Genomic DNA, 11851 nt, shown 5'->3' with positions numbered 1-11851 from the left:
ACCGTCGTCGGCACCGCGATCGCCACCTGCTTGCCCGACAGCACCACGGCGGCCGCCGCGCGCAGCGCCACCTCGGTCTTGCCGAAGCCGACGTCGCCGCAGATCACCCGGTCCATGGGATGACCGGAGGCGAGATCGTCGAGCACGTCGGCGATCGCCTTGGCCTGGTCGCTCGTGGTGAAATAAGGAAAACGCGCGACGAACTTCTCGTAGGCCGATCCCGGCGGAACCAGCTTTTCACCGCGACGACGGCGGCGCTGACTGATGTGCTTGGCCAGCGCCTTGCCGGCGGCCTGGATTTCGCGCTCGGCCGACGTACGGCGGGCCCACCATGTGCTGCCATCCGCCTTGTCGAGCGCCAGCTTGCCGAGCTCTGCCGCGTAAGGCCACATCAAGGCGAGATCAGGCGGCGGCACAAGCACCGCATTGTCGCCGGCGAACTTCAGGCGGATCATTTCCCGCAAGCTTCCGCCGCCGGTGTTCACGGTCTGCAGGCCGTCGAGCACGCCAAGGCCGCGCTGGAGATGGATGACCACCGTGCCCTGCTCGGGCACATCGGCATGCTCGAAGGCCGCGCTCCAGGCGCGCGCCATCGGCTGCGGATGATGCGCCCGGCTGCCGAGCACGTCGGAGGCCGTCACGACGACGAGAGGCTTTTTTCCCGGCACGACGAAGCCCGCATCGAGATCGGCCAGCAGCGCCGCCTCGCCGTTCCGCCCGCGTGTCGCCTCGTCCCAATCGTCGCAGCGCTGCGCCTTGAGGCCGCTCATCCGCTCCATCACGCGCAGATCGTCCTCCTGCGCTGCGACGAGTATCAGTCGCGATCCGGTCCGGCGCGTCTCCTCGACGAAACCACGCAGCGCCTTCCTGGCGGATGTCAGCTTTGAAAACTCCGGGATCGTCTGGAAGGACGACGCGCGCGGCAGCACCTTCATGCCCCTGGAGAGCTGCTTCCAGTCGCGCCGCGCGAGATATTCGCGCTCACGCTCGGCGCGCGGCGCGGCCTCCTCGATCGTATCGAGCCAGCCGTCGGCGTGCACCGGGACGCCCGCATCGGCAATCCATTTGGCGCGCCCGCAATAGTCGAACAGGCTCGCGCGCCTGCCGCCTTTGCCGGCAAGGCCAAGCCGCTCCGACATGGGATCGACCACAAGCTCCTTGGTCTCGAAGATGATCCTGTGCTCGTTCGGATCGAACGCCACGATCCGCTTGATCGCGCGATCCGAATGCTCGATCCGGAAGGGCCCCAGCGCGCCTGCGGGGAATATCTCGAAGGTCTGCCCGTGGAACAGCGCCCCGCCCGGATAGTCCGGTTCGTCCTCGAGATCGTATCCCAAGGCCTCGAGGCGCGGCTCGAGATCGCGCTCCGAGAATGCGCTGCCCACCTTCAAGCTGAGGCTCAGGCGCGACAGGCTCGCCGGCGGCGGCAGGCGCTCCATCACGGCTTCCGCCGTCGAGACGAGAAACAGCGGCTTCTTTGATTTTGCGAGGCGCCTCAGGACGGAGGCCCTGCGCCCTGCGAGTTCGTGCGACGGCTCCAGCTGATCGAACGGCAAGGTGTTCAATCGCGGAAACACCAGGACCTCGCAGGAGGGGTCGAGCGCGTGAATGACACTGCCCAGCCGCTCCGCCCTGTTCTCGTTCTCGGCGAGAAAAACGATGCCGCTGGGTCCAGACTGTTTCCATTGGGCAAGCAGATGGAGAGCCAGCACGCCGAGCGGCGACGAAGACGAGATCGTGCCGCGCTGCGCTGCTTTGCTCTTCCTTGGCGATGTCTTGTTTGGCAACGCCTTCTTCGGCGGCGTCTTCTTCGGGAGCGTCTTGGCCACCCGCGCCTTTTTGCTAAGCCTCACTTGGATCCGTTTCTGGTCGTAAACCGTCGTCAACTGAACGCCAGCCGCCCTCATTTTCGATTCGGCGACTTCTCGCCCTGCATATGGGATTTGCCCCGCGAACGCACCCCTGGTGGCAACGTTCGGCGCGGCGCCGCGATCCCGACACATGGGCTGTTTGATCAAGCTATGGATCGGAACTGGCGCGGCGTGGGACCTGCGTCTGTCGATGCGACGCTTGGCGCGATTGTAAACGTTCTGCGCGCAGGGAGCCACGAAAAAGCCCCAGCGCTTGGAGCCACGCTGGGGCGTTTCGTTCAAAATAAATCGGTTAAGCAATGACGTCTTCATAGCAGCGGATTGGCCGCGCGTTTGTGAACTGGTTCACACGCCTTGCAACAAACAAACGACCTCGGGGGACCGAGGTCGCCAACCTTTGTGGGGAAGGTTTTCTCTCGGCCCGGGGGCTTGGGGGGCTTGGGGATGAGCCGAGAGCCAGGATTCGACGCCTGCCACGCGCAGTCGTTCCAAACCGGTCGGAGATCCGCCGGCATCGTCAGCCCCATCGCGCCGGAGCGGGATACCGCGTCCCCTCGGTTTGAGTGCGCACGCGCCGCGCGCTACGATGCCCCTTTTACGGAGGCTCATTTGAAATCATTCATTGTCATCGCCGCCATCACGCTGCTTGCGAGCGCTCCTGTGCGCTCACAAGCGCTGGTCGATCCCAACAAGGTTGCTCCCGAATACCGCGAGGCGGCCGAGAAGCGCCGGGCCGAGCAGTTGCGCCAGCGCGAATGCGCGCTGAAGGCGGACCTCGAAAAGGTGCTGCCCAGGGACCGCACCGCCTTTCTGAACCAGTGCCTGGACACGCTGGCGGCCAAGCAATAACGGCCGACAGCCTGTTTCCAACCGGTATCGTCCGCCGCCAGCCGCGGCTGGCCGATGGCGCTTGCCGCGCACGTTCCGGCCGCGAAGCATTCAAGCTTTCTTCAGACATTTGCGATCAGCTGACGATCCATTTTCAAAGTCATTGTTGTGCGCGCATGAGTTCGGTCCAGATCCAGTGCACGCGGTGCAAGAACGTGTTTCGCGATCGCGCCGGACGGTTGCAAGACGGCTATTCCAGGCAATGTCCGAGTTGCGAAGTGGTGCTGTTCTTCGCCGAGGACTCCCAACATCCCTTCATCAAGCGCGCGATGCGCAATGCGCGCAAGGTCCGCAAGGAGATGCGTGAGGCGGATGCGGCAAGACTGACTGCTCCGGAGGCGCGCGCGGCGCGATCGAGATCGTTCGCTGGACGGACGCGATCGGCGGGACGCGAAGACTAGCTCATCTCCGCTTCTGCTTCCTCGGAAACAGCCGGTCGCGGATGTAGCGTGAGGTCGCCGTCAGACGGATGCCGCGTGGTTTCTGCCAGGCGGCGCGGTCGATCTCCTTCTTGTCGCCGATCGCCAGCCTGCCCTTGGCCGTCTTGGCAATGAAGATCGCGTCGCTCATCTTGCGGCCGGAGCGCTTGTTCCTCGCCTTCACTTCCTTCCAGAGGCTGATCCTGCCGAGCCTCAGCTTGGGCAGCTCCTCCCTGATCTCCCGCCGCAGGCAATCCTTGTCGGACTCGCGCGCACGCTTGCGGCCGCCAGGGAACATCCACAGGCCGTCCGACCGGCGTCTGACCAACAATACTTTGCCGCGCCTTGCGGCAACCAGCTTGGAAGATTTCGCCATCGCTGCCGTCATTGAAACAGAATCGGCTCAATCGTAACTTGTCTAGTGGAACAGACAAGTTTGCGACAGACTTTGATCACAGGCCGCGCGCCGCCGGGACCTGGCCTAGACATCGCGGGCAGATCGCGCCGTTCGAGGCGAGATCAGCCCTCGCCCGCCCCTGCCCGATCCTCGGTCCTGATCCAGGCCATCATCATCTCCCAGGCCACCGACAGGATGATCGGTCCGATGAACAGGCCGACGATGCCGTGAGCGAGCGTGCCGCCGATCACGCCGACGAAGATCACGATGGTCGGCGTGGTCAGGCCCCGCCCCATCACGAGCGGCTTCAACATGGTGTCGATGAAGCCGACCAGGACGAGAAACACGGTGAGCAGCAGCGCCGTGGTGACGTCCTTGGCGGTCCAGATCCAGATGATCACCGGCAGCAGCACGAGGAAGGCGCCGATCTGCACGATCGAAAGCAGCAGCACGATGAAGGCGAGAAGGCCGGCGCTCGGCACCGCCGCGAGCTTGAAGCCGATGCCGGCGAGCAGTGCCTGCACGATCGCGACGCCGATCACGCCCTGGGCCACGGCGCGGATGGTCGCGCCCGCAAGCGACAGGAAATGCTCGCTCTGCTCGGGCACGATGCGAAACAGGAAGCCGCGGCCGGCCGCAACCAGCCGCGGCCCATGCGGAAACAAAAAGCCGGCCACGAACACCGAGACCAGAAACTGGAGCGTGCCGACGCCGGCATCGCCCGCGAGCGAGAGCAGCGGGCCCGCCAGCGGCTGGAGATATGGCGCCACCTCGCGCACCACCGTACGGATGTTGGTGTAGGCCTGGTCCCAGAGATCGTAGAGCCAGGGTCCGACGAGCGGCCACGATTTCAGCTGCTCAGGCGCCGCCTGGAGCGCCAGATCGCCGGTGCCGAGCTGCTGCGCCAGCTCGCGCACGCCGTCCACCGCGCTGATGCCCAGCCAGGTCGCCGGGCCAATGACGATGCCGAGCGTGATCAGGGTCAGGATCGCCGCTGCGGTCTTGGGCCGGCCGCCGAGGACTTTGGCGACCCAGCTGAAGGCTGGATAGAACGCAACGGCGAGCACGCCGCTCCAGGCCAGGATCGGCACGAACGGGCGGATGATCAGGAAGGTCCAGATGATCAACAGGGCGAGCAGGCCGAGCCGGATCACGAGCTGGATGACGTCCTCTCCAGTCAGGAGCTGACGGAGACTTTTCACGGGCACAGCTTTCCTTGCGGCATGAACGCAACTTCCGGCGCTTGCGAGGCCTAGCCGTTATTGCCAGCAACGCATCCGGCGTCAAGACGACTGGAACCGCCCGGGGCCACGATTGGGAACACCTCGGACCGCTCCGCATTCGAGACGGGCCCGCAACTCGGCCGGGCTTGGCTAACGCCCGTTAACCGGATTTCGCCGCGCCGGTTTACGCCGCTGCAAACGCCCGTGACTACCGTGGATCGAACTCAACAAGAAGCATTCGGCGCAATGGCCAACACCATCTGGACGATCGAACAATTCACCTGTGCGGGTTGCGGCATGAACTACACCGCGACCAGGGAGGAGCACAGCGAAGCCCACGCCGGCAGCTTCAAATGCAGCATCTGCAGCGGTGTGGTGCACGCCTGGTCCGGCAAACATCATTTCTTCGGCTGGCAAGCCGTGAAGACGAGGCCGCCCGTGTTCGGGAGGCGCTGGGCGGACGTCGAGTGGTAGGCTTGTCCCCCACGCGCGGCCCCCTGATGACGCCACGCGGTTCATCCGAGACGGACCGGAGGATCGGCCCAATTGCACCGGCGCCGTTTGGACTCCGTTCACCGATCGCCGCTAGATCAGGGCGGATCCTTCGCGCCGAACAGCAGACATGGCCGACCTCAACGCCGTCCTCACCAGGCTCAACGACCGCCTGCTCCGCCTCGAGGGCGAGCTGTTCGTGCTGCGCTCGCTGGCGCGCGCCACGCTGACGGCGGGCGACGACCATGCGGCGCGCATGCGCAAGCTAGTCGAAGCCGCAAAGATCGCGCTCGACGACGAGGCCAAGCGCCCGCTGGACAAGCCGACGCGCAAATATGTCGATGCAGCCACCGCGCTGGTGGACGAATTGCTGGTCGAGCCGACCCCGGCTCGGCCGCTGTTCACGGTGATCGACGGCGGCCGGCGCGACTGAGCGCGCCCGCCTCAGCACGGTGATCGATTAGCGGCCGTACATGCCGGGAGCGCGTGCGCCGTTCGGATAGCACCGCCCCTGCGAATAGTTGTAGTCGTAGCCGTGCGGGCACAGGCCGCCGCGCCGTCCGTATTCGCCCGGCCCGGGATCCCGCGTATACATGCCCGGCGCATGATAGTCGTTGGGATAGCAGCGGCCGTTCGAGTGGTTGTAATCATAGCCGTGCGGACATTGTCCGCCCGGGCCACCCCTGAACTGAACTTGCTCCACCCTCGGCTCCGGCGATGCCGCAGGCACGGTTGCAAAGGCAAGCAGGCCAGCCAGCGCAAGCTCGATCATGACGTCTCCTCCAAATCACGGGGACAAGCCTAGCAGGATTCGTGTCCCACGGAACAACCTGAGGATTGAGCCATGGCCGGCCTGAACCATGCATGAACCGGTCTCGAACTGCGACGATGCGCCGTCCCCCAATCCACGCAAGAGCCGGCCTCGCAGCCCGCGCTAGATCACCGTGGAATTCTCCGCCTTGAGCCGGCTGAGGCCTGCCTCGATGATCGCGATCTCCTCGTCGATCTGGCCGATCGGCAGGCTGAAATCATAGCCGGACTTGCTCTTCAGATCGACCGCGAGCCGCTGCCTGTGCATCATCAGCTCGTCGAGCCCGCGGCGGTTCTTCAGCCGCACATAGCTGTCGACGATCTGCTCAATGGCGCTCGGCATGAAATCTGTCCCGGCGAAAAGGCCCGCGCGGCGCACCCACGCCGGCGGGACATTTCGGTGTCGCGGTACGCAATACAAATCCGCGACGGATTCGTCGATACGCCAGGCTGGTTGAGATCGCGTTACCATTCGATGATTTCGTGGTGCGCGGCATGAAAAGGCCGCTGACGATGCGCCAGCGGCCAAAGCCGGGTTCAAAAACGGATGCGGGTTGAAATGTCGCCAGCCCCGGTGGCTCACCCTTATCAGCCGGCCAAGGTTATCTCTGTTTAAAATGAAACACAGGAACCGACTTTTCGTCCGCTTGCCGTCCGACCGTGGCGGCGCGGCAGCGCTAGTCGGTGACGCAGAAGTAAGTGCGCGGCGATCTGCGATAGGCGCTGTAACGGTAATGCGGCCGGTAAGCATAGCCGCGATAGAGCGCCGGCGGCTCCTCGCCGTAATAGGCGCGGTGATAGAAATTGGTCACCGGCCCTCGGGCGCAACGATAGGTATCCCAGGTCGGCCCCACGAACGGCGCGATCCCGGTTTCGGGCGGCACGGCCGGGTACGGTCCGCCCGCATGGGCTGGAACGGCCGCAAGCAGTGCCGCGAGAAGGAAAAACCAGGCGCATCTCATGCGCTCGCTCCGAACCGGTGCAATGCCCGCCATGGAAGCACCGGAACGGCCGGCAGCGCAATCAGGACGTTCATCGCAGCCGGCGCCTCCGCGCATTGTTGATAACCCGCGCAAACGCTGCGCGGGTGGTGACAGGGCGTCGGGACGTGTTATCGGGGGGATGACGCAGTTGCGAGACCGGATCTGACACCCATGCGCATTACCCTCGTCGGCTCCCGCCATTTCGGCGTGACCACCCTGAACATGCTCCGGGAGCACAGCGTCTCGATCGTCCGGGTGGTGGTGGCCGATGCCGAGGATCGCCTCGCTGCGACCGCCGCGGCGGCCGGCATCGAGGTCGTGGTCCAGGCCAATCCGAAGCTGGTGGTGGCCACCGAGATCGCCCCCGATACCGATCTGATCATCACGGCGCACAGCCACGCCCGGATCGGCAAGGACGCGCTCGCCGCCGCCAAGCTCGGCGGCATCGGCTATCATCCCTCGCTGCTGCCGCGCCATCGCGGCAAGGCCGCCGTGGAATGGACCATCAAGGAAGGCGATCGGATCGCCGGTGGCACGATCTACCACCTCGCCGACCGCATGGACGCCGGCGCCATCGCCGCCCAGGACTGGTGCTTCGTCAAGAAGGGCGAGACGGCGCGGGAGCTCTGGGAGCGCGCGCTGGCGCCTCTCGGCCTCAAATTGCTGGCCGACGTGATCGACTACGCCAAGGTCCACAAGGCGCTGCCCGCAAAGACTCAGGACGAGCAGTTCGCGACCTCCGCACCAAGCCTGTCCTGAAGGCGCCTCTCCCGACGTTTACCCTTAACGCGAAGCCGCACTGATTCTGCTTCGGAAATCGCCGCCAAAAACCCAAATAAACCATTGTTCCCACAGGAACAATTTTCGATTTGGCATTGCAACAAATTTCCGTCACATTTGGTCCAGATAAGCGGCAGCATATCAGACAGATTCAAGGACGGAATTTATGCGTTTTGCTCGCATCGCGGTGTTCTGTGCCGCTTCAGTTTTCACCGGCACCCTCGCCGCCTCCGCCTTTGCCCAGACCCCCTATGACGGCAACTGGCAGGTCACGATCGTGACCAAGAGCGGCTCCTGCGAACCCACCGCGAGCTCCATGCTGACGGTTGCCGACGGCAAGATCACTGCGCCTGGCGCTAACGTTTCCGGCACCATCGGTAGCGGGGGACTTGTGAAAGTTTCGATCAATGGTGCATATGCTAACGGTCAACTCAGCGGCAACGCCGGATCGGGGAAGTGGAATGGAGCATCTGCAGGCATACCGTGCAGCGGGCGGTGGGAAGCATCGCGCCAATAAAGCGTTTGAGGCTCGCGCCCTGAACCGGCGGCTGCTGATCGCGGCCGCCGTTTTGTTTGCGGCAGGGATCGCCAGCACTGACGGCAAGGCCCAGTCCGGCCCGTTCGCCCCATTGGCGGGCAGCTGGAGCGGCGGTGGCACCGTCATGCTGGACGACGGCTCGACCGAGCGGATCCGCTGCCGGGCCAAATACGCCCCGATCGGGCCGACCATGGAGATGTCGCTGACCTGTGCCAGCGACGCCTACAAGTTCAACCTCGCGGCCAGCGTCAGGGCTGAGGGAAGCGCCATCGCCGGCAGCTGGTCCGAGGCCAGCCGCAATATCTCCGGTTCGCTCCAGGGTCGCGGCGGCGGCGGCAATTACGAGCTGGTTGCCTCCACCGCTGGCTTCAATGCCAACCTCTCGCTGAAAACGAGCGGCAACAAGCAGAGCGTCTCGATCCGCGCGGATAGCCAGTTCCGCGGCGCCAACGTCTCGCTTTCGAAATAAGACGTCAGCGGCACGACAATCGACCCAGCGCCCCGCGCCGGGTCGATTTTTTTATGCGTCCGGCACGAACGCCGTGACCTCGATCTCGACCTTGGCCCGCTCGTCCACGAGGCCACCGATGTAGAGCAGCGTCGACGGCGGGAAATTGCGTCCGAGCGTTTCCTTCCAGGCGGCACCGATGCCGGCGCCTGCCTCCTCATATTCGCTGCGGCTGGTCAGGTACCAGGTCAGGCGGACGATGTGCTCGGGACCGGCGCCCGCCTCGCCCAGGAGCTTGATGATCCGCTTCAGCGCGGTCGCAACCTGCGCCGCCATGTCGGGCGCGTAATTGCCGGTCTCGTCGCCACCGGTCTGGCCGGCCAGAACCACCCAGCGCCCCGGCCCCTCGACCACGACGCCATGGGAAAAGCCGCGAGGTTTCTTCCATTCGGCCGGCTGCAAGATGTGCATGAGCGGAGCTCTCCCGATGTTCTCGTTGTTGGATGATGCCTAGCACGACACGCCGCATCGCTGCATCCACAGATTGACCGTTGCAAACGAGGGCGATGTCGCCGATACCGGCCGTCCTTTCAGGCTTCCATCCTCCAGCATTTGCCCCCAATGAGCGCGACACCGTCCAAAACGATGGCTGCATTGTGGATGGCGGGCTGGCTGTCGCTGATGCTGGTCATGGCAGTTGCCGGGCGCGAGACCACGCGCGAGCTGAACGTTTTCCAGATCATGGAAGTACGCTCCATCATCGGGTTCACGCTGCTCCTGCCGATCATCTACCGTGCCGGCGGCTTCAAGGCAGTCGCGACCAAACGCCTGCCCCAGCACCTCGCGCGCAACGGGGTCCATTATTTCGCACAGCTCGGCTGGTTCTACGCATTGACGCTGATCGGGATCGGGCAAGTCGTCGCGATCGAATTCACCATGCCGATCTGGACCGCCGTGCTGGCCGCAACGTTCCTGTCCGAGCGCATGACGGTCTGGAAGATCGCCGCCATCGTGCTCGGCATCGTCGGCGTCGTCATGATCGTGCGGCCCGCCACCGGCGAGATCAATCCGGGCCAGCTGATCGCGCTCGGGGCCGCGATCGGTTTCAGCGTTTCCATGATTCTGGCGAAGTCGCTGACGCGGACCGAGAGCGCATTATCGATCCTGTTCTGGATGATCGTGGTCCAGGCCGTCGTGGGCCTGCTGCCGACGCTCGCTGTGTGGATCTGGCCGTCGCCTCGTTTATGGGGGTGGCTGTTCGTCATTGGCGTCTGCGGCACTTTCTCGCACTACTGCCTCGCCAGCGCGCTCCGGTACGCCGATGCGACGATCGTGGTTCCCATGGACTTCCTGCGGGTTCCACTGACTGCGACGGCCGGCTGGCTGCTCTATTCCGAGCGACTTGATGGCTGGACCGTGCTCGGCGCGGCGCTGATCCTGTGCGGCAACCTCCTGAATTTGAAGCCGGCACCAGCCGTCCCCGCCCGCGCGCAGTGAACCTCACGCCGCCTCGCGCGACAAAACGAAGTGGCCGTGTGATTCACGTTGGAGCGCATCTCCATCGTGCACATTCGGCCACACAGTAGCGGTTTGGACGCGACCTACTAGCCGTTTTGGTGGCACGAAGTCGGGCACTTCGTGTAGGTTCGTTGCCAATTCGTTGCTGCCTGCAATTCGATTCTGTTGGGGATCTCAGATGCGCTATCTCACCCTCCTCGCTTCGCTGATGTGCATGGCCCTGTCGGTCAGTGCCGCGAAGGCCGACCGCCGCGTCGCCTTCGTTGTCGGCAACGGCAACTACAAGAACGTCGCCCAATTGCCGAACCCGCCGATCGACGCCAAGGCGATGGCGTCCACGCTGCGCAATGTCGGCTTCGAAGTGATCGAAGGATCCAATCTCAGCCGCGACCAGATGACGGAGAAGCTGCTCGACTTCGGCCGCAAGGCGCAGGGCTCCGACATCGCGCTGTTCTATTACGCCGGCCATGGCATCGCCGTCAGCGGCACCAATTACCTGCTGCCCGTCGACGCCGACATCAAGTCGGAGATGGACGTCAAGCTGGGCGCCGCCATCAACATCGATCTGACGCTCGAGCAGACCATGGGCGATGCCAAGGTCAAGCTCGTCTTCCTCGATGCCTGCCGCGACAATCCGTTCGCCGCCAAGATCAAGTCGAACTCCGCGACGCGCAGCGTCAACGTGCAGAGCGGTCTCGCCGAGATGAAATCCGGTGAAGGCACCCTCATCGCGTTCGCCACCGGCCCCGGCCAGACCGCGCTTGACGGTCAGGAGGGCAACAACAGCCCGTTCACGCGTGCGCTGATCGACAACATCACCAAGCCCGGCATCGAGATCCAGCAGGCGATGACGTCGGTACGCGCCCAGGTCAATGAAGAGACCCGCAAGGGCCAGCTGCCCTGGGGCCACACCAACCTGACCGGCTCCGTCTATCTCAACCAGGCCCCGACGACCCAGGTCGCCAACGCAGCACCGACCGCTTCTGGCATGATGCCGACTGCGACCGGCGGCTCGGACGGCGTCGAGCTCGAATACTGGCGCTCGGTGAAGGAGTCCAACAAGCCGGAAGAGCTCAACGCCTATCTCACCGCCTATCCGAACGGTCAGTTCAAGGCGCTGGCGCTGGCACGCCTCGCTGCCATCAAGAGCGGCCCCTCGACCGCGACGCGCACCCTCAACGCCGGCGTTGATCCCGCGACCTTCACCGACGAGGCCACCCAGCTCACCGAGGATCAGATCGGCCTCGACAAGACCCAGCGCCGCGACGTGCAGCGTCGCCTCAACGGGCTCGGCTTCGATACCAAGCAGACCGGCGTGTTCAGCGACGAGACCCGCTCGGTGCTCAAGCGCTGGCAGTCGGCGCGCGGCTATCCCTCATCGGGTTATCTCAACAAGCACCAGCACAAGGCCCTGCTCTCGGAGGTTCAGGCCGCCCCGGCGACCGCGAGCGATACCAGCCAGAAAGCGGCCCGGCGCGCCGCCG

Annotated in this window: 16 protein-coding genes; 9 read left to right on the top strand and 7 right to left on the bottom strand. The window is 64.6% G+C overall.

What is annotated here, in order from left to right; translation table 11 throughout:
- A partial coding sequence (locus MOV74_RS18485) for a CarD family transcriptional regulator (protein WP_309486814.1) occupies window positions 1-1712 on the bottom strand: 1712 nt, incomplete at its 3' end.
- Between the two features lie 768 nt (window positions 1713-2480).
- On the opposite strand from MOV74_RS18485, the gene MOV74_RS18480 reads away from it, so the two are divergent.
- Complete coding sequence (locus tag MOV74_RS18480) at window positions 2481-2720, top strand: hypothetical protein (protein ID WP_246925299.1); 240 nt, start codon at window positions 2481-2483, stop codon at window positions 2718-2720.
- Between the two features lie 155 nt (window positions 2721-2875).
- On the top strand, window positions 2876-3160 hold the full coding sequence (locus MOV74_RS18475) for a Zn-ribbon domain-containing protein (protein ID WP_246925296.1): 285 nt from the start codon (window positions 2876-2878) through the stop codon (window positions 3158-3160).
- 1 nt (window position 3161) lies between these two features.
- Here MOV74_RS18475 and MOV74_RS18470 read toward each other — a convergent pair whose 3' ends face one another.
- Window positions 3162-3554 (bottom strand): NUDIX hydrolase, encoded by a 393-nt coding sequence (locus MOV74_RS18470; protein WP_246925293.1) that lies wholly within the window; start codon window positions 3552-3554, stop codon window positions 3162-3164.
- A gap of 143 nt (window positions 3555-3697) precedes the next feature.
- Complete coding sequence (locus tag MOV74_RS18465; RefSeq protein WP_246925290.1) at window positions 3698-4783, bottom strand: AI-2E family transporter; 1086 nt, start codon at window positions 4781-4783, stop codon at window positions 3698-3700.
- Between the two features lie 261 nt (window positions 4784-5044).
- On the opposite strand from MOV74_RS18465, the gene MOV74_RS18460 reads away from it, so the two are divergent.
- The gene (locus MOV74_RS18460) at window positions 5045-5272 is read left to right on the top strand and encodes a hypothetical protein (RefSeq protein ID WP_246925287.1); all 228 of its coding nucleotides are present in this window, start codon (window positions 5045-5047) and stop codon (window positions 5270-5272) included.
- Window positions 5273-5420: 148 nt separating this feature from the next.
- The gene (locus MOV74_RS18455; protein WP_246925285.1) at window positions 5421-5723 is read left to right on the top strand and encodes a hypothetical protein; all 303 of its coding nucleotides are present in this window, start codon (window positions 5421-5423) and stop codon (window positions 5721-5723) included.
- Window positions 5724-5750: 27 nt separating this feature from the next.
- Here MOV74_RS18455 and MOV74_RS18450 read toward each other — a convergent pair whose 3' ends face one another.
- The 3 genes from MOV74_RS18450 to MOV74_RS18440 form a co-directional block, all read right to left on the bottom strand.
- Window positions 5751-6062, bottom strand: a complete 312-nt coding sequence (locus MOV74_RS18450) for a hypothetical protein (protein WP_246925282.1) — start codon at window positions 6060-6062, stop codon at window positions 5751-5753.
- A gap of 162 nt (window positions 6063-6224) precedes the next feature.
- A complete protein-coding gene (locus tag MOV74_RS18445) occupies window positions 6225-6443 on the bottom strand; it encodes a hypothetical protein (protein ID WP_246925280.1) in 219 nt (72 codons plus the stop codon).
- Between the two features lie 334 nt (window positions 6444-6777).
- Complete coding sequence (locus MOV74_RS18440) at window positions 6778-7062, bottom strand: hypothetical protein (protein ID WP_246925278.1); 285 nt, start codon at window positions 7060-7062, stop codon at window positions 6778-6780.
- A 192-nt stretch (window positions 7063-7254) separates the two neighbouring features.
- Between MOV74_RS18440 and MOV74_RS18435 the strand changes: the two genes are divergently transcribed.
- The 3 genes from MOV74_RS18435 to MOV74_RS18425 all read left to right on the top strand — a co-directional run bounded on the left by MOV74_RS18435 (window position 7255) and on the right by MOV74_RS18425 (window position 8870).
- Window positions 7255-7842 carry a formyltransferase family protein gene (locus tag MOV74_RS18435; RefSeq protein WP_246925276.1) on the top strand — a complete coding sequence of 196 codons (588 nt, stop codon included), beginning with the start codon at window positions 7255-7257 and terminating at the stop codon, window positions 7840-7842.
- 187 nt (window positions 7843-8029) lie between these two features.
- Window positions 8030-8380 carry a hypothetical protein gene (locus MOV74_RS18430; protein ID WP_246925272.1) on the top strand — a complete coding sequence of 117 codons (351 nt, stop codon included), beginning with the start codon at window positions 8030-8032 and terminating at the stop codon, window positions 8378-8380.
- Window positions 8325-8870 carry a hypothetical protein gene (locus MOV74_RS18425; RefSeq protein WP_246925270.1) on the top strand — a complete coding sequence of 182 codons (546 nt, stop codon included), beginning with the start codon at window positions 8325-8327 and terminating at the stop codon, window positions 8868-8870. The genes MOV74_RS18430 and MOV74_RS18425 overlap by 56 nt, the downstream gene beginning before the upstream one ends.
- 51 nt (window positions 8871-8921) lie before the next feature.
- Here the strand turns inward: MOV74_RS18425 and MOV74_RS18420 are convergent, their stop codons facing one another.
- The gene (locus MOV74_RS18420) at window positions 8922-9320 is read right to left on the bottom strand and encodes a RidA family protein (RefSeq protein WP_246925268.1); all 399 of its coding nucleotides are present in this window, start codon (window positions 9318-9320) and stop codon (window positions 8922-8924) included.
- Between the two features lie 150 nt (window positions 9321-9470).
- Here MOV74_RS18420 and MOV74_RS18415 point away from each other — a divergent pair, with 150 nt between their 5' ends.
- A complete protein-coding gene (locus MOV74_RS18415; RefSeq protein WP_246925266.1) occupies window positions 9471-10346 on the top strand; it encodes a DMT family transporter in 876 nt (291 codons plus the stop codon).
- Between the two features lie 199 nt (window positions 10347-10545).
- The coding region (locus MOV74_RS18410; RefSeq protein ID WP_246925264.1) for a caspase family protein at window positions 10546-11851 on the top strand (1306 nt) is incomplete at its 3' end.

Origin of the sequence: Bradyrhizobium sp. SHOUNA76 (assembly GCF_023006445.1) — a bacterium.
Taxonomy (GTDB): Bacteria; Pseudomonadota; Alphaproteobacteria; order Rhizobiales; family Xanthobacteraceae; genus Bradyrhizobium.
The sequence above is the reverse complement of the archived record's forward strand: the minus strand, read 5'-3'. Positions and strand labels throughout refer to the sequence as shown.